The sequence below is a fragment of the Nocardia sp. NPDC050406 genome (assembly GCF_044459025.1).
GTDB lineage: Bacteria > Actinomycetota > Actinomycetes > Mycobacteriales > Mycobacteriaceae > Nocardia.
Genome location: NZ_JBITIM010000001.1, coordinates 2,287,324 through 2,311,658 on the forward strand (window position 1 = coordinate 2,287,324; position 24,335 = coordinate 2,311,658).

21 protein-coding genes and 1 tRNA gene are annotated in these 24,335 nt (G+C 68.3%); 9 read left to right on the forward strand and 13 right to left on the reverse strand.

Annotated features, from left to right (window positions below; translation table 11 throughout):
- The first annotated feature begins 76 nt into the window (after nt 1–76).
- Entirely contained in the window at nt 77–997 is a 921-nt protein-coding gene (gene pucL / locus ACIBH2_RS10910) for a factor-independent urate hydroxylase (protein WP_397115754.1), read from the forward strand.
- Here pucL and ACIBH2_RS10915 read toward each other — a convergent pair.
- Entirely contained in the window at nt 979–2,457 is a 1,479-nt protein-coding gene (locus ACIBH2_RS10915) for a PucR family transcriptional regulator (protein WP_397115756.1), read from the reverse strand. The two genes, pucL and ACIBH2_RS10915, sit on opposite strands and share 19 nt — an antisense overlap.
- A 220-nt stretch (nt 2,458–2,677) precedes the next feature.
- Here ACIBH2_RS10915 and ACIBH2_RS10920 point away from each other — a divergent pair, with 220 nt between their 5' ends.
- On the forward strand, nt 2,678–3,760 hold the full coding sequence (locus ACIBH2_RS10920; RefSeq protein ID WP_397115758.1) for a CobW family GTP-binding protein: 1,083 nt from the start codon (nt 2,678–2,680) through the stop codon (nt 3,758–3,760).
- Here the strand turns inward: ACIBH2_RS10920 and ACIBH2_RS10925 are convergent.
- The 5 genes from ACIBH2_RS10925 to ACIBH2_RS10945 all read right to left on the reverse strand — a co-directional run bounded on the left by ACIBH2_RS10925 (nt 3,757) and on the right by ACIBH2_RS10945 (nt 7,803).
- Complete coding sequence (locus tag ACIBH2_RS10925; RefSeq protein ID WP_397115760.1) at nt 3,757–4,773, reverse strand: sulfate/molybdate ABC transporter ATP-binding protein; 1,017 nt, start codon at nt 4,771–4,773, stop codon at nt 3,757–3,759. The genes ACIBH2_RS10920 and ACIBH2_RS10925 overlap by 4 nt on opposite strands.
- Complete coding sequence (gene cysW / locus ACIBH2_RS10930) at nt 4,770–5,576, reverse strand: sulfate ABC transporter permease subunit CysW (protein ID WP_397115762.1); 807 nt, start codon at nt 5,574–5,576, stop codon at nt 4,770–4,772. Before cysW ends, ACIBH2_RS10925 begins: the two co-directional genes overlap by 4 nt.
- Nucleotides 5,573–6,385: a sulfate ABC transporter permease subunit CysT gene (gene cysT, locus ACIBH2_RS10935; RefSeq protein WP_397116969.1), complete on the reverse strand. Its 813-nt coding sequence runs from the start codon at nt 6,383–6,385 to the stop codon at nt 5,573–5,575. Before cysT ends, cysW begins: the two co-directional genes overlap by 4 nt.
- Before the next feature lie 116 nt (nt 6,386–6,501).
- Nucleotides 6,502–7,542, reverse strand: a complete 1,041-nt coding sequence (locus ACIBH2_RS10940) for a sulfate ABC transporter substrate-binding protein (RefSeq protein ID WP_397115764.1) — start codon at nt 7,540–7,542, stop codon at nt 6,502–6,504.
- 171 nt (nt 7,543–7,713) lie between these two features.
- Nucleotides 7,714–7,803, reverse strand: a complete 90-nt coding sequence (locus tag ACIBH2_RS10945) for an Ms4533A family Cys-rich leader peptide (RefSeq protein ID WP_379356934.1) — start codon at nt 7,801–7,803, stop codon at nt 7,714–7,716.
- Nucleotides 7,804–7,870: 67 nt separating this feature from the next.
- Here ACIBH2_RS10945 and ACIBH2_RS10950 point away from each other — a divergent pair, with 67 nt between their 5' ends.
- Together ACIBH2_RS10950 and ACIBH2_RS10955 are read left to right on the forward strand one after the other, a co-directional pair.
- Nucleotides 7,871–8,923, forward strand: coding sequence for a M48 family metallopeptidase (locus ACIBH2_RS10950; protein ID WP_397115767.1), 1,053 nt, complete (start codon nt 7,871–7,873; stop codon nt 8,921–8,923).
- A 69-nt stretch (nt 8,924–8,992) separates the two neighbouring features.
- Nucleotides 8,993–10,516, forward strand: a complete 1,524-nt coding sequence (locus tag ACIBH2_RS10955) for a protein kinase (RefSeq protein WP_397115769.1) — start codon at nt 8,993–8,995, stop codon at nt 10,514–10,516.
- A 106-nt stretch (nt 10,517–10,622) separates the two neighbouring features.
- Here the strand turns inward: ACIBH2_RS10955 and ACIBH2_RS10960 are convergent, their stop codons facing one another.
- Complete coding sequence (locus tag ACIBH2_RS10960; RefSeq protein WP_397115771.1) at nt 10,623–10,874, reverse strand: hypothetical protein; 252 nt, start codon at nt 10,872–10,874, stop codon at nt 10,623–10,625.
- Nucleotides 10,875–11,020: 146 nt separating this feature from the next.
- Nucleotides 11,021–11,257, reverse strand: coding sequence for a hypothetical protein (locus tag ACIBH2_RS10965; RefSeq protein ID WP_397115773.1), 237 nt, complete (start codon nt 11,255–11,257; stop codon nt 11,021–11,023).
- Nucleotides 11,258–11,322: 65 nt separating this feature from the next.
- On the opposite strand from ACIBH2_RS10965, the gene ACIBH2_RS10970 reads away from it, so the two are divergent.
- On the forward strand, nt 11,323–13,410 hold the full coding sequence (locus tag ACIBH2_RS10970) for a glycoside hydrolase family 15 protein (RefSeq protein ID WP_397115775.1): 2,088 nt from the start codon (nt 11,323–11,325) through the stop codon (nt 13,408–13,410).
- Nucleotides 13,411–13,505: 95 nt separating this feature from the next.
- Here ACIBH2_RS10970 and ACIBH2_RS10975 read toward each other — a convergent pair whose 3' ends face one another.
- The 3 genes from ACIBH2_RS10975 to lepA all read right to left on the reverse strand — a co-directional run bounded on the left by ACIBH2_RS10975 (nt 13,506) and on the right by lepA (nt 20,172).
- The gene (locus ACIBH2_RS10975) at nt 13,506–15,278 is read right to left on the reverse strand and encodes a hypothetical protein (protein ID WP_397115777.1); all 1,773 of its coding nucleotides are present in this window, start codon (nt 15,276–15,278) and stop codon (nt 13,506–13,508) included.
- 23 nt (nt 15,279–15,301) lie between these two features.
- Nucleotides 15,302–17,650 carry a hypothetical protein gene (locus ACIBH2_RS10980; protein WP_397115779.1) on the reverse strand — a complete coding sequence of 783 codons (2,349 nt, stop codon included), beginning with the start codon at nt 17,648–17,650 and terminating at the stop codon, nt 15,302–15,304.
- Nucleotides 17,651–18,312: 662 nt separating this feature from the next.
- Entirely contained in the window at nt 18,313–20,172 is a 1,860-nt protein-coding gene (lepA, locus tag ACIBH2_RS10985; protein WP_397115781.1) for a translation elongation factor 4, read from the reverse strand.
- A gap of 262 nt (nt 20,173–20,434) precedes the next feature.
- On the opposite strand from lepA, the gene ACIBH2_RS10990 reads away from it, so the two are divergent.
- Nucleotides 20,435–21,016 carry a type II toxin-antitoxin system PemK/MazF family toxin gene (locus ACIBH2_RS10990; protein WP_397115783.1) on the forward strand — a complete coding sequence of 194 codons (582 nt, stop codon included), beginning with the start codon at nt 20,435–20,437 and terminating at the stop codon, nt 21,014–21,016.
- Nucleotides 21,017–21,113: 97 nt separating this feature from the next.
- Here ACIBH2_RS10990 and ACIBH2_RS10995 read toward each other — a convergent pair whose 3' ends face one another.
- The gene (locus ACIBH2_RS10995) at nt 21,114–21,893 is read right to left on the reverse strand and encodes an aquaporin (protein ID WP_397115785.1); all 780 of its coding nucleotides are present in this window, start codon (nt 21,891–21,893) and stop codon (nt 21,114–21,116) included.
- A gap of 380 nt (nt 21,894–22,273) precedes the next feature.
- Here ACIBH2_RS10995 and rpsT point away from each other — a divergent pair, with 380 nt between their 5' ends.
- The 3 genes from rpsT to ACIBH2_RS11010 all read left to right on the forward strand — a co-directional run bounded on the left by rpsT (nt 22,274) and on the right by ACIBH2_RS11010 (nt 23,280).
- Complete coding sequence (gene rpsT / locus ACIBH2_RS11000; RefSeq protein ID WP_397115787.1) at nt 22,274–22,537, forward strand: 30S ribosomal protein S20; 264 nt, start codon at nt 22,274–22,276, stop codon at nt 22,535–22,537.
- A 201-nt stretch (nt 22,538–22,738) separates the two neighbouring features.
- Nucleotides 22,739–23,191 carry an acyl-CoA thioesterase gene (locus ACIBH2_RS11005; RefSeq protein ID WP_397115789.1) on the forward strand — a complete coding sequence of 151 codons (453 nt, stop codon included), beginning with the start codon at nt 22,739–22,741 and terminating at the stop codon, nt 23,189–23,191.
- Nucleotides 23,192–23,207: 16 nt separating this feature from the next.
- Nucleotides 23,208–23,280: transfer RNA gene (locus ACIBH2_RS11010), tRNA-Ala, on the forward strand.
- 38 nt (nt 23,281–23,318) lie between these two features.
- On the opposite strand, the gene holA is transcribed toward ACIBH2_RS11010, so the two are convergent.
- A complete protein-coding gene (gene holA / locus ACIBH2_RS11015) occupies nt 23,319–24,284 on the reverse strand; it encodes a DNA polymerase III subunit delta (protein ID WP_397115791.1) in 966 nt (321 codons plus the stop codon).
- Between the last annotated feature and the right edge of the window lie 51 nt (nt 24,285–24,335).

Below are 24,335 nucleotides of genomic sequence, written 5' to 3' on the forward strand. Positions count from 1 at the left end.
TGTCTTGGGAACCAACCGCCCGGTGCGGTGTCATGCGCGAGAGTGGGAGCACGTTCAACGACCGAGGGAGCTGTCTGTGACCGAATCGCCCGGCAAGATCGTGCTCGGCCCGCACCAGTACGGCAAGGCGGAGAACCGCGTGGTGCGCATCTACCGCGACACCGCGCGCCACGAGATCCGCGACCTGAATGTCTCGTCCTGTCTGCGCGGCGCGTTCGACGCGGCGCACACCGACGGCGACCAGAGCGCGGTGCTGCCGACCGATACCCAGAAGCAGACCATCTTCTCCTACGCCAAGGAGCACGGCGACGGGAGTATCGAGGAGTACGGACTGGCGCTGGCCAGGCATTTCGTGGACGATATCGCGCCGGTGGAGTCGGCCCGCATCGAGATCGAAGAGTATGCGTGGCAACGGGTTCCGGTGAACGGCGTCGGGCACGACCACAGCTGGACGCGGGTGGGCCCGGAGGTGCGCACGGCGGCGATCACGGTGCGCGGCAGCGGTTCCGAGCGGCGCGAGTGGGTGATCGGGGGCGTCAAGGATCTGATGATCCTCAAATCCACCGGCTCCGAATTCGCGGACTTCCTGACCGACGAGTACACGGTGCTCGAACCCGCCCACGACCGCATTCTGGCGACGAGTCTCATTGCGCGCTGGCGCTTCTCGACCCCGCCCGAGGACTGGGACGCCGCCTACGTGGGTATCCGCGCGACCATGATCGCGACCTTCGCCACCCTGCACTCGAAGGCGTTGCAGCAGACCCTGTACGAGATGGGCGTGGCGGCGCTGGAGGCCTACGCGTGCCTGGCGGAGATTCGGCTGTCCGCGCCGAACAAACACCATTTCGCCTACGATCTGGACCGTTTCGGCGTGCGCAACAACGGCGAGGTGTTCTACGCCGCCGATCGCCCCTACGGCCTCATCCAGGCCAGTGTCCTGCGCGAGGGCGCACCCGAGGCCGGAATCGCCTGGGACCCTTACACCGGCACGGTGTGACCGGCGAGGGTGCGGACCGCGAGGTACAGGTCGAGGCGGTCGTCGAGGCGGCCCAGATCCCGCCCGGTCAACTCCTCGACCCGGCCGATGCGATAGCGAACGGTATTGAGGTGCACATGCATTCGCTCCGCGGCCTGCCGCCAGGAACCCTCGCATCCGAGAAAAACCTCCAGGGTGTGCACGAGCCCGGCATTGGTGCGCCGGTCGTACTCGACGACGGGGCCGAGAACGCGTTCGGCGAAGCGCCGTTGCAGCTGGTCCGGAATGGCGGTGAAAAGCCCGGCGGCACTGTCGATATCGGCGATTCGAACCCGGACTTCCGCTGGATTCGCCTGCGCCACAGCGGCCGCCGAGGCGAACGCCCCCGACAGGGCCTCACCGTCGCGTCGAGCACTCAGCCCGACACCGATCCCCGCGCCACCCAACAGCGGGCTCGAGCGCCCGAGCCCACGACGAAGCACCTGCGCCACCGCGCTTTCCGTGCCCGGCACAGCGCCGACCAACCGCCCCTCCCCGCCCATCCCCGTCACGATCCCGGGCAGCGCGTCGTGCAGCGCGATGCGCACGGATTCGACAGTGATGCCGTGTGATTCGAGTACTTCGCAGACGAGCGCGACCGCCGGTTCCGTCGCGGGCTCGGTGACCAGTTCCGGGGAACGATCGGCCAGCTCCCAACCGAAGCGCAGGCGCTCGAGGTGGCGGGCTCGGTACAGTTCGGCCACGGCGGCCAGGTCCGAGGCGGCCGTCCGGGCCCCCTTCCGGTCCTCGGCGTCGGTGCGGATTACCAGGTACCACGCGGTCATTCGATCACCGACGCGATCGCACACCGGGAGGACCGTGATACCGCCCGCCGCCACGGCCGGAAGCCTCGGCGCGGTGAGCGCGGTGCCCAGGACCCGGTCGATCTCCTCCTCCGACAGCGGGTCGGTACCCGCAACCATCGCGCCGGTGGCGGTGAGCAGCCATGCCGAGAATCCGCTCTCGGCCGCGACCTCGCCCAGCAGATCGGCGATATCGGAGCCCTCCGCCACGGCGGCCAGCAGCCGCCGCTGCCGCAGCAGGCCGGATCGCACCCGCTGCCAGCGACTTTCGGCGGCCTGATCCGCGCGGTACTCGATGATCCGGCTGAAGGGAACGCTCTGTGGGGCGGACAGCAGCGGCAGATCGTGGCGCGCGCACGCGGCCACGACATCCTCCGGCACGAATCCATGCAGCGCCTGCCCAGCGACGACCCCGGCCGCACCGGACCGAGCGAGCAGGCCCACATAGCGCTCCGAATCCGCAGCGGATTTTCGCCAGACGAGGCCGGTACACACCAGCGCTCCGGCCGTCACAAACGGCCGCGGATCCGGCATATCGGTCACACAAATCCGCGCCACCGCCCGCTCCAATGCCGCCGCGTCCCCATGCAGCAACCCCATCCGCAATGGCGGCGCATCGAGAATGTCCCGCACCCGCACGGCACACCTCCCGTCCTTCGGTCTACTGACCGACAACGTAGGAGGCGGGTGTTGCGGCAACGTTTCCGCAATGCTGCGCGCGCTTCACACGTCCCGCGGTAGCGACGAGGGGGAACTGGTGGCGTTCGCCTCTCGGGATTTGCCGCCACCAGTTCCCCCTCGTGTGGACGGTGAAGGTGGGCGCGCGGAGTGGCGGGGGCGCATCGGTAGGGTGAGCGGAATGGTTCGGCGGATTCCTGTTCTCGTGGTGGCCGGATTTCTCGGCGCGGGTAAGACGACCCTGCTCAACCACCTGTTGCGCGACAATCGCGGTATTCGAATCGGGGTGGTGGTCAATGACTTCGGCGCGGTGAACATCGACGCCATGTTGGTGGCGGGCCAGGTCGACGCCATGGTCTCGGTGGGCAACGGCTGTGTCTGCTGCGCGGTGGATGTGAGCGAACTCGACGACCTCTTCGACCGCCTCGCCCAGCCGAAGGCCCGGATCGACGTCATCGTGGTGGAGGCCAGCGGGCTCGCCGAACCGCGCAATCTGATTCGCATGATCGTCAACAGCGAGAATCCGCGCATCACCTACGGCGGCCTGCTGGAACTCGTCGATGCCGAGCACTTCCCCGAATCCCGCGCCCAGCACCCCGAACTCGCCACCCACCTGCGCATGGCCGACCTGGTGGTGGTGAACAAGAGCGACCGCGTCACCCCCGAGTCGCTCGACGCCCTGCTCACCGAGGTGCGCGCCCTCGCCGATCCGTCCCCGGTCTACGCCACCGCCCAAGGCCGCATCGACCCCGGCCTGCTGTTCGACCTCCCCGACCGCGATGCCCGCCGCCCCCGCGTCGGCGAACAGCTCAGCTTCGACGAACTCTTCGCCGACCACGAGGAGCACCACGACTGCGACGGCCACGGCTGCCACGACCATCGCCATCTGCACGACGGCTACGACACCGTCTCCTTCACCAGCACCACCGAACTCGATCCGCGCGCGCTCATCGACTTCTTCGAGAATCCGCCGACGGGGCTGTTCCGGGCCAAGGGCACCATCGCCTTCGCGGTGCCCGAGGACCGCCGAAAGTTCGTGCTGCACATGGTCGGCCGTCACATCGTCGTGGAGCCGACGCCCTGGCCGCGCCATGAGCCCCGCACCACGAATCTGGTGCTCATCGGCGCGGGTCTGGACACCAGCGCGGCCCTCGACCGCCTGAAGACCACCGTCCACACCGGCGCGGATCCACTCGACGAGCAGGAACTGCTACCCGTATGGCGCTATGTGCCAACGGAATTCGCGGGGGCGGAGCAGCCTTAGGCGTCCGCGCCGTCCAGGGTGGTGGTCGGCAGATCCGGGATGCGGGTGGCCCGCACGTACACCGATTCCCCGGAGGCCAGTTGCAGCGCCTCGGCGTCACCTCGGGTCACCTGCGCGGTGAAAAGGTCTCCGGTGGCGGCGTTCTCGAGTTCGACGCGCACCTCGAAGCCGAGGTGCACGACGCGGTGGACGGTGGCGCGGGTGACGCCCGCCGACACCGCCGTGCCCTCGTGCGCGGCCAGGGCCATCCCCGGATCGCGGCCGACGCGAATATCGTGCGGCCGCACCAGATGTCCGTTGAGCTTGGCCACATCGCCGAGGAACGACATGACGAATTCGTTGGAGGGGCGGTCGTAGACGTCCTCGGGCGTGCCGATCTGCTCGATGCGGCCGCGGTTCATGACGGCGATCTTGTCGGCCACATCGAGGGCCTCCTCCTGGTCGTGGGTGACCAGGACGGTGGTGACATGCACCTCGTCGTGCAGGCGGCGCAGCCATTTGCGAAGGTCGGTACGGACTTTCGCGTCGAGCGCGCCGAACGGCTCGTCGAGCAGCAGCACCTGCGGCTCCACCGCGAGCGCCCGGGCCAGGGCCATGCGCTGGCGCTGGCCGCCGGACAGCTGCGCCGGGTAGCGGTGCTGGAACCCGTCCAGGCCGACGATCTCGAGCAGTTCGTCGACGCGCCGCTTGATCTCGTCCTTGGGCCGCTTGCGAATCTGCAGCCCGAAGGCCACGTTGTCGCGCACGGTCATGTGCTTGAACGCCGCGTAGTGCTGGAAGACGAAGCCGATATCGCGCTTCTGCGGCGGCACCCGGGTGACATCGCGCCCGGCGATGGTGACCACGCCGGTATCGAGCGACTCCAGTCCGGCGATGGAGCGCAGCAGGGTGGACTTGCCCGAGCCGGACGGCCCCAGCAGGGCGGTCAGCTCACCGGAGGGAATGTCGATGCTGACATTGTCGAGTGCGGCGAACGAGCCATAGCGTTTGTTCGCACCGGTCACGGTAATCATGTGGCAGAGTCCCGCTTACGTTCGAGGAGAGTCATCAGGAGAAGAACGACGAGGGCGATACCCATGAGCAGGGTCGCCGCGCAGTACGCGCCGAAGGTGTTGTGATCGGTGTAGCGGCCGTGCACCAGCAGGGTCAGCGTCTGCGATTTACCGGGCAGCGCCGTGGAAACCATGATCACCGCGCCGAATTCGCCGAGCGAGCGCGCCACGGTGAGCACCACGCCGTAGGTCAGACCCCACCGGATGGCGGGCAGGGTGATGCGCCAGAAGGTCTGCCACCGGTTCGCCCCGAGGGTGTGGGCGGCCAGCTCTTGGTCGTCGCCGATCTCGTGCAGCACCGGCTCCACCTCGCGCACCACCAGCGGCAGCGTCACGAAGATGGTGGCCAACACCATGCCCGGCAGACTGAAGATGATCTTCAGACCGTGGCTCTCCAACCCACCGAACCAGCCGCCCGCACCCCACAGCAGGATGAGCGAAACACCCACCACCACAGGCGATACCGCGATCGGCAGATCCACCACGCTCTGCACCAGATTGCGCCCCGGAAACCGCCCGCGCACCAGGGCGATGGCGGTGATCACGCCGAACACCACGTTCACCGGCACCACGATGGCGACGATGATGATCGACAGGTTGAACGCCGAGATGGCGGCGGGGGTGGAGATCCAGTCGATGAACTGGCCGATGCCGTTCTCGAAGCTGCGGTACAGAATGATGCCCAGCGGCAGCACCAGCAGTATCAGCAGATACGCCAGCGCCACCGTCCGCAGCGAAATACGCGTGAAGGCCGACAGTCTCATTGCGCGTCCTGCTCCTTCCGGGCCGCCCGCTGACCGAACAGGCGCAGCACCAACAGCGACGCGAACGAGATCACCAGCAGCGCCACCGACACCGCGGCCGCGCTGACCGGCCGGTCGACCTCGATCTGCTGCTGGATGTACTGCGACGCCATCTGCGTCTCACCCGGGATATTGCCGCCGATCAACACCACCGACCCGAATTCGCCGATGGCCCGGGCGAAGGCGAGCCCGCCGCCGCTGAGCACGGCGGGCACCAGCGTCGGCAGGACGATGCGCCGGAAGGTGGTCCAGTTGTCCGCGCCGAGCGACGCCGCGGCCTGCTCGACCTCCTGATCGGCCTCGATGAGCACCGGCTGCACCGACCGCACCACGAAGGGCAGGGTCACGAAGGCCAGCGCCACCACCAGACCGGGCTGGGTGGCGTTGAGGTGAATGTCGAACGGGCTCTGCGGACCGTAGAGCGACAGCAGCACGATGCTGGCCACAATCGTCGGCAGTGCGAACGGCAGGTCGATGAGCGCGTTGACGATGCCCTTGCCCGGGAATTCGTCACGCACCAGCACCCAGGCGATGAGCGTGCCCATGACCACATTGAGCACCGCCACCACGATCGAGACGGTGACCGTCACGCGCAGCGCGTCCAGGGCGGCGGGCGCGGTGACCGCCTCCCAGAAACCGGACCAGCCGTTGTCGAAGGAGTTGAACGTCAACGCCGCCAGTGGCAGCAGCACGATGATGCTGAGCCACAGCACCGCGGTCGCGATACCGAGGGGGCCGACCGACCCGGTGACCCGCAGCCAGGACCGCAGGTCCTTGCGGGCGCGCCCGGGTGTGTCGGTGGATGCGCGCGAGTCCTGCCCGAGCTCCGCGCTTCCGCTGCTGTCTATCACGGTTGCCAGTATCCTGTGTGGTTCACGTCACCCGACTACTTGGTGGCCTTCTCGTAGATCGTGGCGATCGCCCCGCTGCCCTGTTTGAACAGCTCGGCGTCCACGGTCTTCCAGCCGCCCAGGTCGTCGATGGTCCAGAGGGTCTGCGGCTGCGGGAACTCCGCGGAGAACGCGGCCACCACCTTCGGATCCACCGGCCGGAAACCCGCCTCGGCCCAGGCCAGCTGCGCGGTGGGGGTGAACAGGAAGTCCCGGAACGCCACCGCCTGCTGCGGATTGCGGGAGTTCTTCAGCACCGCGACCGGGTTCTCGATCTTGAAGGTGATCGGGGGAATCACATGTTCGACAGGATCGCCCTGCCGCTCGGAGAAGATGGCCTCGTTCTCGTAGCTGATGAGTACATCGCCCACGCCCTGCAGGAAGGTGTCGGTGGCCTCGCGCCCCGACCCCGGCTGCACCTTCACGTGTTCGGGCGAGATGAGCTTGTTCAGATAGTCCAGACCCGCCTGCGGATTCTTACCGCCCTCGCTCTTGGCGGCGTAGGGGGCCAACAGATTCCACTTGGCCGATCCGGAGCTGAACGGGTTGGGCGTCACCACCTCGATACCCGGCTTCAGCAGATCGTCCCAGTCCTTGATGCCTTTGGGATTGCCCTTGCGCACCACCAACGCCACCACGGAGCCGAACGGAATTCCCTTGTTGGCGTCGGCATTCCAGCTCGAATCGACCAGACCGGCCTCGACCAGGCGGGTGATGTCGGGCTCCACGGAGAAGTTCACGACATCGGCCTCGGCGCCCTTGGCCACCTTGCGGGACTGATCGCCGGAGGCGCCGTAGGACGGCACGACCTCCACGTTCTTCCCGGCCTCGGTCTCGTTGAACTTCGGAATCACCTTGTCGAAGCCGGGTTTGGGCACCGCGTAGCCGTACAGGTTGATGGTGCCGCCACTGTTGTCACCCTTGCCGCCGTCGACCTCGTCGCTGGAGCCGCCGCTGCACGCGGTGAGGGCGGTGGCGGCGGCCGCGAGCAGCGCGGTGGCGAGGAGACGGCGAGAGCGCCGGGGAGTGCGTGACATTCGGATGGACCTTCCTACCGCCCGCCGTCAGGCGGAAAACCGGATTGCCGTAGACCCGCCGCGGCAGCCCGGGGCGGTGGCGCAACGGCCCGAGGGCCGTCGGGAACGAACACAGCTGCGAAAGCGCGCGCCAGTCTACTGATCAGACGTGCAGCGGTGCCCGGTCGGCAATCAACGACAGTGAATATCCGCCACGGCGAGGCAGCCCACCGCGATCAACGCCAATTCATGGCGGACCTGGGGCAGAACACTCGACGACACGGGCAGACTGTAGCAGAGCGGCGCGCGACGTCGCGAATCACTGTGAACACCCATACGGGGGAATTTCATGACAAGTCCAGACCGACTCCGCACCCGGTTCCCGGAGATCAGCACCCGCGCCTGGGAGCATCCCGCCGACCGCACGGCGCTGGTGACACTGCGCTCGCTCTACGGCTTCGACGCCGTACTGCGGGCGCTGTCGGGACTGCTCGCCGAGCGCCAGCATCGACTGCTCTATCTGGCGACGGCGGTGCGCGTGGACGAGCGGCAGTTCAAGGCGGTGCATCAGCTGCGCCAGGATTGCGTCGAAATCCTGGACGCGCCAACCATTCCCGAGATGTTCGTGCTGCAGGACCCGAAGGCCAACGCCTTCACCATCGGTATGGAGCAGCCGTTCATCGTGCTCACCACCGGGCTGTTGGATCTGCTCGATCAGGAGGAACTGCGGTTCACCGTGGGGCACGAGCTCGGGCACGCGCTGTCCGGACATGCCGTGTACCGCACCATGCTCATGCATCTCATGCGGCTGGCCGGGGGTATCGGCTGGATGCCGATCGGCGGGTGGGCGCTGCGCGCGATCGTCGCGGCGCTCATGGAATGGAGTCGCAAATCCGAACTCTCCGGAGATCGCGCCGGGCTGCTGTGCTGCCAGGACGTGGAGGCGTCGGTGCGGGTGCACATGAAGCTCGCGGGCGGTTCGCGGGTGGACGAGATGAGCCATGCGGCCTTCCTGCAACAGGCCGATGACTACGACAAATCGGGTGATCTGCGTGACGGTGTGCTGAAACTGCTCAATCTCGAATTGCAGACCCACCCGTTCTCGGTGCTGCGCGCCGCCGAGCTGCGCCGATGGATCTCCAGCGGCGAATACAACCGCGTACTGGACGGGCAGTACCCGCGCCGCCATCAGGACCGGAGCGCGCGCATCGGCGAGGAGTTCAAACACGCCGCGCGGTCGTATCGCGAATCCTTCGATCAGTCCGAGGATCCGCTGGTCAAGGTGGTGCGCAATCTCGGCAAGGACGCCGCCTCGGCGGTCGGCACGGTGGGCGCGGAGGTCGCCGACACGGTGTCGAAACTCGGCAAACGGCTCAGCGACTGGCAGAACCGGGACAACTAGGTCCGGTATCCGCGCGAAACACAGCGCCCCCTCCCCGGCGATTAAACTTCGGACGTCATGTTCGACCGGATGAGGGGACCTGTGGTGCAACTCGGGGTGAACGACACGTTCGCCGGTTACCGGCTCGAACGTGTGCTCGGCCGAGGCGGTATGGGCACCGTCTACCTCGCAGCACATCCCCGCCTGCCGCGCCGGATCGCGCTCAAACTGCTCAATCGCGAGGTCTCCGCCGACGAGGAGATGCGCCGCCGCTTCGACCGCGAGGCCAATGTCATTGCGCAGCTGGATCATCCGAATATCGTCGGTATCCACGATCGCGGCGTGGACGACGGCCATCTGTGGATCGCCATGCAGTACGTGCACGGCACCGACGCCGCCCGTCTCGACCCGCGCGCGGTGCCGGTCGAGCGGGCGCTGCGGATCATCGCCGATACCGCCGCCGCCCTCGACTACGCGCACAGCCGCGGCATTCTGCATCGTGATGTGAAGCCCGCCAATATCCTGCTGTCCGCGCCGGAGACGGGCCGCGAGGAGCGCGCCGTACTCACCGATTTCGGCATCGCAGCCTTGGCGGACAACAACACTCAGCTGACGGCGACCGGAATCGTCTCGGCGACATTGGCTTTCGCCTCGCCGGAACAGCTGTCCGGAGAGCGGGTGGACCATCGCGCCGACCAGTACTCCCTGGCCTGCACGCTGTTCGCGCTGCTCACCGGGCAGGGGCCGTTCCCGGCGACCAATCCGGGCCAGATCGTCGCCGGACACCTCAGCAAACCGGTGCCGCGCCTGAGCCAGGTCCGCCACGATGTGCCCGCGGCGCTGGACGAGGTGGTGGCGCGGGCGGCGGCGAAGGATCGCAACGCCCGGTTCGCCAGCTGCGCGGAGTTCGCGGCGGCGGCGCGCGCGGCCTTGACCGGCGGCGTGGCGGCGGGTCGAGTAGCGCCGACGGCCCACGCGGCGGGCCGGGCGACCAGCGCTACCCACCTGCCGCCGACCCGGGCCTTCCCGGAACCGGTCGCGCCGACTCGGCACGCGCCGCGGAATCCGCATCGCCCGTCGACACCGCGCACTCCGCATCCACAACCCGCCGCGGCGAATTCGCCCGCCAGGCGGGCGACCGACGATTCCCCGCGCAGCCGGGGGCGCGGGGCGGCGGTGGCGGCCGGGCTGCTGGCGCTGGGGTGCGCCCTCTTCGCGTTCGGCTGCGTGCTGAAACTCTGCGAACCCTACGGTGGCGTGGCCGAAGCGCCCCGCAACCTCCGGTACCTCGAAATGCCCGCACTGGTGGCCTTCGCCGGGCTCACGGGCTACGCCCTGCTCGTCGCGCTGCTGCTGCTCGGCGGGGCGATACGGCTGCTGCTCGGCAGGCGCGGGGGCCGCCGCCTCACCGTGCTGGGCAGCCTCGGGTTGCTGGTGGGTCTTCCGGCGAGCCATGTGGCGGCCCAGTACGCCTCGGTGCACAACGGCCGGTACACGCGGTGGCTGATTCCACTGCTCGATCCGCTGTTGGCGTCGTCGGCGATCGGCCTGAGCGCGATCGTCATGGTGATGGCCGTCGCCGCGTTGATCTGCGCGGCGGTCGCGCGGCGCTGAGGCGGCCGTCGCTGGCCCGGGATACGGCGTGGGAATACGGCCTGGGAATACGGCACGGCCCCAGCGCGCCGGTGGCGCGCCAGGGCCGTGGGCAACGGGCTTCGGCTCACTCGTCCTCGACGACCGGCGGGGTCTCCAGAATGTCGAGAATCCACTCCTCCGTAGCGGATTCGGCATCGTCCTCGTCGGGACGGATGCGGTTGTTCAGGCGCACGCCCAGGCCGAGCAGCTGAGCGGCCTTCACCATCTCCAGGGCCTCCTCGGGCCCGCACAGATGGGTCGCGATGAGCCGGGGCTCGTCTTCGTATTCCTCGATGTCGAGGAGCTGTTCCAGTTCCACACCCTCATCGGTTGTCATGGGGCAGGAGCGTAGCGGCACCCTACGACGACACGTGCGGGAACCCGACGACGGCCGGATGAATTCCGCTCAACGAGTGAGCAGCCAGGCCACCACTACCAGGACGATCAAGGCGATCAGGGCGAGCTGGACGCGCGAGCGCGGCATCAGGCGGCTTCCTTCCGAATACTGCGCGGGGCGGGAGCGGACGGCGCGGCCTCGCGGGCGGCGACCCGGTCACGGCCCAGCAGCCGCAGGGCGACCCGCAGCGCGCGGTCCAAGAGGTAGGCGATGGCGAAACACACCGGCACCATGGCGGCCAGCACCACGGCGAACTGGGGTACGAATGGCAATCCGGCAACCCAGAGTTCGACGCCGTCCCACCAATCTGCGATCTGATGCACGCCGTCCAGCCTAGGCCGAACCGGCGGCAGTGGACGATCCGGGCCGTCGGCAACCATGATGAGGTATGGCGTCCTACGACGAACCGGAGCCCACCGACCGCCCCCGCGGCGGCTACGACGACGCGCTCGCCGCCCTGCCCGACACCCTGAGCGAATTCGACAACCAGGTGGACGGCCCGACGCCGATGCCGCCCCGCGACGGGATCGGCGATCCGCCGGACGTCCCCGCCGAATATCTGCCCACCGCGAGCGGGCTCAGCCATCACTCGGCATTCCCACCCATCGACGACTACGCCTTCCTCTCCGACTGCGAGAACAACTGCCTCATCGCCCGCAATGGCGCGGTGGAGTGGCTGTGCCTGCCCCGACCCGATTCCCCCAGCGTGTTCGGGGCCATGCTGGACCGCAGCGCCGGACATTTCCGCATCGGCCCCTACGGCCGCAATGTGCCCGCCGCGCGGCGCTATCTGCCCGGCGGGTTGATCGTGGAGACCACCTGGCAGACCGAGACCGGGTGGCTCATCGTGCGCGACGCGCTGGTGCTGGGGCGCTGGCACAACAACTCGCAGCGCTCCAAGACGCACCGCCGCACGCCCATGGACTGGGATGCCGAGCACATGCTGCTGCGCACCGTGAAATGCGTGAACGGCGTGGTGGAGCTGGAGATGAGCTGTGAGCCTGCCTTCGACCACCACAGCGTGGCGGCGCGCTGGGAGTACACCGGCGAGGTGTACGAGCAGGCCACCGCGCGCGGCGACGAGAACACACCCACCCTGGTGCTCACCACCGATCTGCGCTTGGGCCTGGAGGGTCGCGAGGCGCGCGCCCGCACCCGCATGACGGAGGGCGACGAGGTCTTCGTGGCCCTGTCGTGGTCGGAGTTGCCGCCGCCCAAGACCTTCGCCGAGGCGGCCGAGAAGATGTGGGCCACCACCGAGTGCTGGCGGCAGTGGATCACCACCGGACGGTTCCCGGACCATCCGTGGCGCGGATACCTGCAGCGCAGCGCGCTCACGCTCAAGGGGCTCACCTACGCGCCCACCGGTGCGCTGTTGGCGGCGGCCACCACCTCGCTGCCGGAAACGCCCGGCGGGGAACGCAATTGGGACTACCGCTACACCTGGGTGCGGGATTCGACGTTCGCGCTGTGGGGTCTGTACACGCTCGGTCTGGACCGGGAGGCCGACGACTTCTTCGCCTTCCTGCACGACGTGTGCCGCGACGACAACGGCGGCACCCTGCCGCTCCAGGTGCTCTACGGCATCGGCGGCGAACGCGAGATCACCGAGTACGAACTGCCGAACCTCTCCGGCTACGACGGCGCGCGGCCGGTGCGCATCGGCAATGCCGCCTATCACCAGGACCAGCACGATATCTGGGGCACGCTACTGGATTCGGTGTACCTGCACGTGAAGTCGCGGCGGCAGGTGCCGGAAACGTTGTGGCCCATGCTCGAACGGCAGGTGCAGGCCGCGATCGAGAACTGGCGCAAACCCGATCGCGGTATCTGGGAGGTGCGCGGGGAGCCGCAGCACTTCACCTCCTCGAAGGTGATGTGCTGGGTGGCCCTGGATCGCGGCGCGAAACTGGCCGAGCTGCACGGGGAGCTCGACTACGCCAGGAAATGGCACGACATCGCCGACGAGATCCGCGCCGACATCCTCGAGAACGGCGTCGACAAGCGGGGTGTGTTCACGCAGAGCTACGGCAGCGAAACCCTCGACGCCTCACTGCTTCTGGTGGTGCTGACCAGGTTCCTGCCGCCCACCGACCACCGGGTGCGGGCCACGGTGCTGGCCATCGCCGACGAACTCACCGAGAACGGGCTTGTGCCGCGCTACCGCACCGAGACCACCGACGACGGATTGTCCGGCGCGGAAGGCGCTTTCACCATCTGCTCGTTCTGGCTGGTGTCGGCGCTGGTGGAGATCGGTGAGCTGCAACGGGCCCGGCACCTGTGTGAGCGGCTGCTCGGCTACGCCAGCCCGCTCAAGCTCTACGCGGAGGAGATCGACACCCGCACCGGACGGCATCTGGGCAATTTCCCGCAGGCGTTCACGCATCTGGCGCTCATCAACGCGGTGATGCATGTGATCCGAGCGGAGGAATCGCACCGGGCGGGCACCTTCAACCCGGCGCATCCGGGGCGCTGAGCACGAAACGACGCTGAGCACGAAATGGCGCTGAGCACGAAACCCGGTCGCGCACACCGCGACCGGGTTCAGCGCGGTTGTTCCGCGCCGAGTAGTCAGCGCTGCTGTTCCTCGCCGAGCGAATCGGCGTACTCGCGCAGTTCGCGCAGGCGCACCAGGGTGCCCTCGATCTCGGTGAGGCGGCGTTCGCGCCGCTCCCCCGAGTGCACCGCGACGGCCTCCTCGGCGGCGCGCAGCGATTCGTCGGCCGAACGCAGTGTGGCGCTGGCGATCTCGGTGAAATGGTCGCGCAGGGTGCGCTGCACGCCGCGCAGCCGGTAGCGCGATTCCTTGCTCACCTGGAAGATCACATCGTCCATGAGCCGGGCCACGGCGACCTTGGCCTCGGCCTGGCGGCGCTGCGTGCGGGTGCGGCGGTCGTCCCACAGCGCGTTGATGCCGAGCAGTACGCCCGCGCCCGCCGAATACCAGTTCACCAGCGACATGCCGAGCAGGCTGGTGGCCAGGCCGACCATGAGGATGCCGCCGTAGGAGCCGCGCAACGCGCTCAAAGCCTGTTGTGTCACACCGGCTTTGCGGCTGTCCAGGGGTTCCAGAGCGGCCACCGGTTCGAGCACCTCGCCGGGGCTCTCCAGTCGCAGATCCGCGGTGGGCACCGTGCCGTCCGGGAACTTCTCCGCCACCTGCTCGGCCAATTCCACCGAGCGGTAGTGGGCGATGACGAAGTTCTCCTCCACCGCCTCGCAGATCTTGGCGTCGAGATCGGCCCCGAATTCCTTCCAGCGGCCGACCGGATCGCCCTTCATGATGTCGGCCTCGGCATCGCGAATGAGGCTGCGCAGGCGGTGGCGCAGATCGTGTTCGATATCGGCCATCAGCTCGCCCGCGCCGTCGGCCAGGGCCACCTGCCAGTTGGCGGTGCGCTGGCGCAGCTGGTCGGCCTCCTCGCGGACGCGGCGCAGCTGTTCGGTGATCTCGCCGAAACGCCGTGGGTCGCGCAGGGTTTCGGCCTCGCTGCGCAGGGCCAGCGCCAAATGGTCGGTGATGAGCCGGATATCGCGCACGGCGGCGTCCTGGGCCACCGCGTCGGCGCGCCCGAGTACGTAGCCGCGCAGATGGTCGAGCAGTTGCGGCACACCGGATTCCAGATCGCGCTGCTGATCGCCGGTCATGGCGGCGCGCGCGTGCAGCTGCGCGGAGGCGGGCGCGACCGCGAAACCGAGTCCGGCGGCGTCGAGGAGCTTGCGGTCCTGCTGCTGCACCTGCGGCCAGTGCGCGTGGCGGTCGATCTTGTTGAGGACGCAGATGACCATCGGGCACACCTGCTGGATGCGGCCCAGCAGGGCGATCTGCTCCTCGGTGAACGGCGCGCCCGCGTCGGTCACGTAGAGCACCGCGTCGGCGGCGGCCAGCAGCGACCAGGCGGCGGGGGTGTCGGCGAGCGAACCGGGCGCTTCGAGGACCACGAAACCCTCGGCGAGCAGCGGGCTGGGCTCGGCCATTTCGGCGCGGATGACGCCCGCGCCCGCCAGCGCGGCCACCCGCTCGGCCGGGTCGATGACGGCGCGTTCGGCGCGACCACCGGCGGCCTGGCGAACCACGGTCACCCGGGCGAGCGGACCGTATTCGACGACAATCGGGACCCGGCTCTCGGCGGCGCTGACCTCCGCGCCGACCAGGCCGTTGACCAGGGTGCTCGTTCCGGCCCCGGGATCGCCCACCACGACCAGCCGAACCCGAGGGTCGGCGACTCGCGCGCGGGCCAGGCCCAGGCGACCGGAGAGATCGGCGCGAGCGGCGGCCCGGGTCATCTCGAGCAGCTCGTCGAGCAGCTCGATCAACGGGGCCATCGCGTCCGGATGTTTCACGACGGCGAGACTATCGCCGTCGCTCACAGCAGCGTCAGGTCGCTCGGGCCGTGCACCGGGTGATGGGTTTCGGCGAAGGTGGCTTCGGAGACCAGATGCGTGGACAGCGAGCCGCCGTCGTAGGCCAGCAGACCGCTGTCGTGGGTGCTGTCGTAGAGGTGCGCGCTGTCGCCGGTGTAGAACGCCGGATGCGCATCGCCGCCGGTGTCCCGGGTATCGGCGATGGGCTTCGGGTTCGGGGCGAGCGACGGTTTGATCGGGGCCTGGGTGATGGTGGGGATATCCGGCTCGATCGGCGTATTCGTGTGCGGCTGGGTGGGCGCGACCGTCGGGACGGTGACATCCGGGGTGTCGTTGTCGGGGAGGGTGACCGTCGGGGCGGGTTTGCTCACCGTGGGCAATGGCGTTGTGCCCGTGTCGATGTCGTCCGGGATGGTCGGGGTGACGCCGTGATCGTCGTCGACGGTGGACGGGGCCGGGCGCGTGGTGGCGGGCTGGTCGTGCGTCGACGGAATGTCCGTGTCCGGGGTGGTCACCGCGGTGGACGGCGTCTTGGTGGTCGCGTCGGAATCCGGTCCCGTGGTGGTGGGGCGGTCGCCGGTCGCCGGAATCTTGGTGGTGTCGGTGACGCCCGGGAGTTTGGTGGTCGCGGCGTCGGTGCTGCTGCCCGGGATCTTGGTCGGCGGGGCGAGCGTGGTGCTGGCGTCGGGGTGGGCCGGGGCGCTCACGTGCGGGGCGGTGGTGTGCGCGCCCGGGGTGGAGGTGAGCGGTTGCGGCTTGGCGATGGCGGTCACCGAAGGTTCCTGCGCCCCAGTGGTTTCCGTGACCGGCTTGGTGTCGAACAGGGCCGGGGCGGCCACGGCGGGGGCCGTCAGCGGGGACGGGCCGTGCGCGGCGGTCCAGACATTCGCGATCGGGGAGGTCGCGGCGTCGGGCTGGATGGTGGTTTGCAGCGGGGTGGCGATCACCGGTTGGGCGACGGCCACCGGGGCGACGGGGGCGGGGGCGACGGGGACCGGGACCACCGCGGCGGGGGCGACCGGGGCCGGGGCCACCGCGGCGGGAGCGACCGGAGCCGGAGCGAAGGCGGCCGGTGCGATCGGCGCGGGGGCGATCGGCGCGGCCGGGGCCACGGCGGGCGCGGTGCCCGCCGGTGCGGTGGTGCCGGTCGGGGCCGAAGTCCCGGCCGCCGCAGGCGAATTCGCGGCCGAACCGTTGCCGGGGCCGCGCAGGCCGAACATTCCGGCGGTCTGGTCCGCGCCGGAGCCCTGGATATTCGCCGGATTCGACAGCGCGTTCTCGACCGACTGGTTGAAGTTGTCGAGCTGATCGCCCACATCGCCGACGGCGATATCGACCTTCATATGCGAATCGATCCACACGCCGTCGAGGCCGACGTGCATCGCGAAAGCCGTATCGGTGCTGACGAATACGCCGAAGTTGTCGCCGATGCCGTCGAAAATGCCGGAGTCGGAAGGGTTTCCGGTGGTCGCGTCGGACGGCAGCCCGAACGCGGGGCCGGGCATGCCCGGCAGGTGCACGCCATCCGCGCCGGGGAGCTTGAGGAACTGTCCGAAGCCCAGGCTCGAATCCTGTTGCGGCTCATCGATACCGACCCGTTCGGAGCCACGCGCGCTGTCAGCGGCGGGTTTCACGAGGCCGAACGACGGGTCGAACCCACCGGGATGCGGCAGGCCCGCGGCGGGGTCGAAGAGTCCGGGGTGGCCGAGTCCGGCCGAGGGGTCGAAGCCACCGGGTTGGGCGAGACCCGCCGACGGATCGAAGGGCTGCCCCATTCCCGCGCCGGGGTTGTACCCGTGGCCGATACCCGTGGACGGGTCGTAGGCGGGAGCGGGCGGGGTGTTCACGCCAGCCGACGGATCGTAGGTCGGGGTGGCGGGGTTGTAGCCGGGCTCGCTCAGGCCCGCCGACGGGTCGAAGCCGCCTGGGTGCTGGAGTCCCGCGGAGGGGTCCCATCCGGTCGACGGGTTGCTCGGGTTGTAGCCCTGCGCGCCGGTGGCCGTGAAGTCGGTGGGGAACAGTCCCGCGTCGGTGCCGTACTGATTGGCGACCGGCGAGATCTCCGGGCCGCCGAGGACGGGCGGCACCGACAGCGGGTCGAGCTCCGGGAAGGTGATCACCGGACTCGGCGCGTCGGGCTCCGGGTCGTTCACTTCGGCCCAGCCGACATTGCGGCTGTCGTGCATCACCTTGTCCGACTCGCCAGGGGTGCCGTTGGCGGCGATCAGCGCACCGCCGGTCACATACGCACCCGCCCGGGCTACCCGCGAGACACCGGTGGCTACGCGATACGCGGTGTCCGCGCCCTCGCCCGCACCTGACTCGTCGTCGAAGGGCAGATCACGCGTCATGCACAAGCTCCGCTCTGGGGTGTTCGACGGCTCCCGCGGCGCAGTCGAAATTCGGATCGTTTCACACCTTATTTCCCGAAAACCGGGCTGTCACATCCTCCAGGTCATGTGTGGCGTGCACAGCGGTGCACCGAACAGCTTGTCACCCAGCCTAACCAGACGCCAAGCCCCAGATTCCGCCTGCAACCGAACCGAACGCACGTTCACATTCCCCGCAAGATACGTGACGCACGCTACCCTCCCGCGACATCCCAACCAGTCGGATTCACAACACCCACAACCCACACGCCAATTACCCACCACCGCCCCGTTCCATGCCGACCACCCGGCACGCGCGCTGCCGCACCGAGTAGCGCGTACGACGGCGGTGGCCACCAGCCTTCAACGCTGTCGCCGGAGGGTGCCAGGCTGAGGGCGCGCACCGGACCGCGGCCCGCCGCCCAAAGCATCCCCCCGCACTAGGGCGCAGTACTACGTGCGGTCGCTCGATCCGGCTCCGCCGGGTGGACTGTGGGAATCCCGTGCGGGGCCGCGAAGTACCTGTTGGTCACCGCCGGGCGGACTGGGGGATCCGCCGGGGCACGAGGTCCAACCCCTTATTTCCGCACTGTGCCCCGCTGCCGTAGGCAGCGGGGCACGAGACACCAGAGAGCGACGTGCCCTTACTTCTTGGGCTTGTCCGCCGTCGACTCCGTCGACAGGGCCGCTACGAAGGCTTCCTGCGGCACGTCGACGCGGCCGATGGTCTTCATGCGCTTCTTGCCTTCCTTCTGCTTCTCGAGCAGTTTGCGCTTACGGCTGATGTCGCCGCCGTAGCACTTGGCGAGCACGTCCTTGCGGATGGCGCGGATGTTCTCGCGGGCAATGACTTTGGAGCCGATGGCGGCCTGGATGGGCACCTCGAACTGCTGGCGCGGGATGAGTTCGCGCAGTTTGGTGGTCATCTTGTGGCCGTAGGCCTGGGCGGCGTCCTTGTGCACGATGGCGGAGAAGGCGTCGACGGCCTCGCCCTGGAGCAGGATGTCGACCTTCACCAGCGCGGCCTGCTGCTCACCGGCCTCCTCGTAATCGAGCGAGGCGTAGCCGCGGGTCCGCGACTTCAGCGAATCGAAGAAGTCGAAGATGATCTCCGCCATGGGCAGCGTGTAGCGCATCTCCACGCGGGTCTCGGACAGGTAGTCCATGCCGAGCAGTTCACCGCGGCGCGACTGGCACAGCTCCATGATGGTGCCGATGAATTCACTGGGCGCGATGACGGTGCACTTGGTGACCGGCTCGTAGATCTCGCGCACCTTGCCCTCGGGCCAGTACGACGGGTTGGTGACGACGTGTTCGGTGCCGTCCTCCATGACCACGCGGTAGATCACGTTGGGCGCGGTGGAGATCAGGTCGAGCCCGAATTCGCGCTCCAGGCGCTCGCGAGTGATCTCCATGTGCAGCAGTCCGAGGAAGCCGCAGCGGAAACCGAAGCCCAGGGCGACGGAGGTTTCCGGCACATAGGTGAGCGCGGCGTCGTTGAGCTGCAATTTGTCCAGGGCGTCGCGCAGGTTCGGGTAGTCCGAGCCATCGACCGGGTACAGGCCGGAGTACACCATGGGCCGCGGTTCCCGGTAGCCGGTGAGCGCCTCGCTCGCGCCGTCGCGGGCGCTGGTGATGGTGTCACCGACCTTGGACTGCCGCACGTCCTTCACGCCGGTGATGAGGTAGCCGACCTCGCCCACGCCGAGCCCCTGGGTGGGCTTGGGTTCCGGTGAGACGATGCCGATCTCCAGCAGATCGTGCGTCGCGCCGGTGGACATCATCTTGATCTTCTGACGCGGGGTCAGCTTGCCGTCCACCACACGCACATAGGTGACGACGCCGCGGTAGGTGTCGTAGACCGAGTCGAAGATCATGGCGCGCGCGGGCGCGTCGGCCTCGCCGACCGGCGGCGGCACCACGCGCACCGCCTCGTTCAGCAGTTCGGCCACGCCGACGCCGGTCTTACCGGAGACGCGCAGCACGTCCTCGGGCTCGCACCCCACGATGTGGGCGAGTTCGGCGGCGTAGCGGTCCGGATCGGCGGCGGGCAGGTCGATCTTGTTGAGCACCGGGATGATGGTCAGGTCCTTGTCCATCGCCAGGTACAGATTGGCGAGGGTCTGCGCCTCGATGCCCTGCGCGGCGTCGACCAGCAGGATCGCGCCCTCACACGCCTCGAGCGCACGCGACACCTCGTAGGTGAAGTCCACGTGCCCCGGCGTGTCGATGAGGTGCAGGACGTAGTCCTCCCCGTCGACCTGCCACGGCAGCCGCACGTTCTGCGCCTTGATGGTGATACCGCGCTCGCGCTCGATATCCATGCGGTCGAGGTACTGCGCGCGCATCGCGCGCTCCTCCACCACACCGGTGAGTTGCAGCATGCGGTCGGCCAGGGTCGATTTCCCGTGGTCGATATGCGCGATGATGCAGAAGTTCCGGATCCGCGCGGGATCGGTGAACGTCGTATCGGCGAAGCTGCTAATCGGAGGACTCCTCGGCATGGCGAAACAGCGGCATGTCGGTAGGAAGTCTACGGGGACCCCGAGCGCCCCTTCGCCACCACTCGTCCTCGACCACACACCCGGCCCACCAACACGGATCCGAGACAGCCACTCCCCATGGGTTGCGGCGCGTCTCGGTTCTGGACTGAGTGGAGCGGGGGAGCGAAGCGGAGGAGCGGAGGGAGGGAAGAACCGAGACCTCCAGCGCCGCAACCCCCGCCGGAGCGAAGCGGAGGCAATTCAACACAGCTAAGCTGCGGGCATGGCGGGCACGTGGAACGCTCTCGGAAAACAGTTGGGGCTCATTGCCAAACAGCAGGGCGCGCAGCTGGTCAAGCAGCAGGGGCCGAAACTGATCGGGCGGGTTCAGCAGTCGTCGATGTTGGGGCGCACCATCCAGGCGCTCGGCGGAACCCGTAAGGCACCGGGCGTCGCGGTGCGGCCGACGGCATCGGCGGGGGTGCCGACCCGGGAACGGGCACGGCAGGTCGTCTACAGCCCGCAATTGGACGGGCGCGCCGATCCGGGTGAAGTGGTCTGGACGTGGGTGCCCTACGAGGAGGACCCCGACAACGGCAAGGACCGTCCCGTGCTGGTGGTCGGCCGCGACAAGGGCACGCTGCTGGGACTGATGCTGTCGTCCAACGCCGAACACGCCTTCCACCCGAACTGGGTCGGCATCGGTTCGGGCCCATGGGATCACGCGGGACGCGACAGCTGGGTGCGGCTCGATCGGGTGCTGGACGTACCCGAGGCGGGCATTCGCCGCGAGGGCGCGATCCTCGCCCGTAAGACCTTCGACCTGGTCGCGCACCGACTGTGCGCGGAGTACCACTGGCACTGACGGACTTCGCGCACCCCGAGCCCAGCTGGCCCGGATGGCGTCGCACGACTGTGCCCCGCTCCGAAAGGGAACGGGGCACAGTTCTTTTCGGGAGTTCTCAGCTCACGAGATTGCGCGACCGACCGAAGAGCACGCCGTACACCAGCGCTCCGAGCACACCGCCCACCAGCGGGAAGACGATGTAGACCCACAGCTGCGCGAGCGCCCCGTCCTGATAGAACGCCACCGCCAGACTGCGCGCCGGATTCACCGAGGTGTTGTCGACCGGAATCGAGATCAGGTGGATGACGGCCAGGGTGATGCCGATCGACAGACCCGCCAGCGGCACATCCGAGATCTGATCGGTGGAGGCCAGCACCACGAACACCAGCAGCGCGGTCAGCAGAATCTCGACGGTGATCGACGCCGCCAAGCCGTATCCGTTGATGGTGATGCCCGCGATCTCCGTCGCCGACGGGCTGTGCGCGCCCCAGCCGTTCGCGCCGAGACCATCTTTCGCGCGGTCGTACACCGGCAGATTCTGCGCGATCGCGTAGATCACCGCGCCGCCGATGAGACCGCCCACGACCTGCGCCAACATATAGGCCCCGGCCACACCCGCCGAGACGCGGCCGAGCAGGAACTGTCCGAGGGTCACCGCCGGATTCACATGGCAGCCGGAGATGGGTCCGATGGCGTAGACCAGGAAGAGCAGCGTGAATCCGAACGCCAGCGCGACACCCAGCGCCTGCACCCGGTCACCCGCGAGCACCGCGGTGCCGACACCGCCCAGCACCAGCACGAATGTGCCGAAGGCCTCGGCGAAGAGTTTGCGCCCGAGCGATACATCCTCGAGCTCGGTTAGGTCCTCGACTACTTCCTGCGCCGTGGGAGACATCAGCCACCTTCCCGGATCGTCCCCGCGAAGTGCGGAGAACACCTGTGTCCTGCTGCATTACGCACAACCCGAGGCGGGCGAGTTCACCACGACCTCGAGATCGTCGAACCACTCCCGGTGAACATACCGCTGACCGGCCGCACATCCGGGTAACCGCGGCCCGCGCCGGAAAGTACGTGTTGCGCTCGTAACCAGATATCCTCGATCGGGCGGACCCCGGTCGGCCCCCGCTCGCGACGGTGCGTGGACGGCCCGATTTCATTGTCGGGTGCGCCGCCTGGTAACCTCGATCGTCGGTGCTGCGCTACAGCACGTAGTGCGCGCCCGCAGACTTTGCATCCCGCGTAAACCACCAAGCGAAGGAACACGAGGAAACAGGCGTGGCCAACATCAAGTCCCAGATGAAGCGGATCCGCACCAATGAGGCGGCGCGGCAGCGCAACCAGTCGGTCAAGTCCGCGCTGCGCACCTCGATCCGCAAGTTCCGCGAGGCCGCTGCGGCGGGCGAGAAGGACCAGGCGCTCGAGCTGCTGCAGTCCGCCAGCAAGAGCCTCGACAAGGCTGCCTCGAAGGGCGTCATCCACGCCAACCAGGCCGCCAACAAGAAGTCGGCGCTGTCGCTGGCTTACAACAAGCTCGGCTGATTTTCCCCGGCTTAGCCGGAACGCTTACGCATAGCCGCCGTGGCCACGACGACCACGGCGGTTTTCGCTGTATCCGATTGCTTCCAGTTCGCTCCCGCTGGTTTCGCGGGAAGCGGTTTCGAGGGCATCGGCCACGTCTGCGGCAAGGGCCGCGCATCTTCGCCGCCGGAATGTGTCAGAGGGGTCTGGCATGGTGGGCCGGTGGCAAATTTGGCAGAACCGTTCCGGATTCGGCTCGATGTCCGAATCTCCGATATCGATCCTCAGCTGCACGTCACCAGCGCCGCGTATCAGCAGTACGCCGATCACGCCCGATTCGAATGTGTCCAGGCGGCGGGCATTTCCGTCGACGAGTTGCTGCGTGACGGGTTCGGCCCGGTCAATCTCGAGGCCGTCATCAAATTCCACCGGGAGTTGCGCGTCGGCGACTGCGTGGATGTCACCTGTGAATGGGTGTGGGGTGAGGGCAAGACCTATCGCGTGGAGAACACGCTGACCCGCGCCGATGGCGTGGTGGTCGCGACAATTAGTTACGTGTGCGGGCTCCTGGATTTGAAGCAGCGCAAGTTGATTCCGAATCCAGCGGCCGAATGGGCTTCGCGCGCAACGGATCCGACCGTAATTGGCTTGGAATGCGTCCCGGCGCGGGCGTAGTCTTGCTCGCGGCGGCCATGGAGTAGATCAGCTGGTAGATCACCGTGGTAGCACTCCGGGAGTCGCGGGTTCGATCCCCGCCTTCATGGCCGCCGCCTCGCTTCCATTCACGTGCCAGTCCGAATTCTCAGTTCCCGTGCAGGTCCAGGATGCGGGAGAGGGCGTGTTCGAGGGCGTAGTTCGTGTCGGCCGCACCGCCTTTGACGTCGGCGTTGAGGGAGGCGACGACCTGGAGGGCCGTGCCGATGGAGGTGGGGTTCCAGCCGCGTGCTTGGGCTTGAGCCTTCTTCACCTTCCAGGGCGGCATACCGAGTTCGGGGGCGAGTTTGAAGGGGTCGCCGCGTCCGGCCGAACCGACGCGGGCGATGGTGTGCACCGAATCGGCGAGGGCGTCGGCGAGCAGCACCGCCGGAACGCCGCGGTCGGTGGCCCAGCGCAGGGCCTCCATGGCGGCGGGGCGGTCACCAGCGACGGCCAGTTCGGCCACGTCGAAACCGGAGACCTCGGCCTTGCCGGAGTAGTAGCGGCGCACGGCGGCGATATCGACCTTGCCGCCGGTATCGGCCGCCAATTGCGAACAGGCGGCGGCCAATTCGCGCAGCTCCGACCCGACCGCCTCCAGCAGGGTCTGCACCACATCGGCCGACGGCCGCACCCCCGCGGCCCGGAATTCGTTGCGCACGAACTCGGCCCGCTCATTGCCCTTGAGCTTGGCGCAGTTGTGCACCACCGCGCCGAGCTTCTGCAGGGCCGGGGCGAGTGCCTTGGCGCGGCCCCCGCCGGAGTGCAGCACCATCAGCACCATGCCATCGGGCGGCGATTTGGCGGCATCCTGCACCACCGCCACCGCATCCTTCCCCGCCTCGGCGGCGGACTCCAGGATGATCACCCGATCCTCCGCGAACAGCGAGGGGCTCAGCATCTCCGCCAGTTCCGCGGTGCTCGCATCCCCCGCCCGCATCCGATCCACCGGCATGGAATCCGGATCGTCCGTACATGCTCTGGCCTGCGCCGTCACCGCGGCGACAGCCCGCTCGATCAACAGTTCTTCTTCACCGAGCACGAGATGCAGAGGCGCGGGGCGTTCGGTCACGCCCCCGATCCTACGAGCCACCCCCGACAGCCCCGCCACCCGTCACGCCTT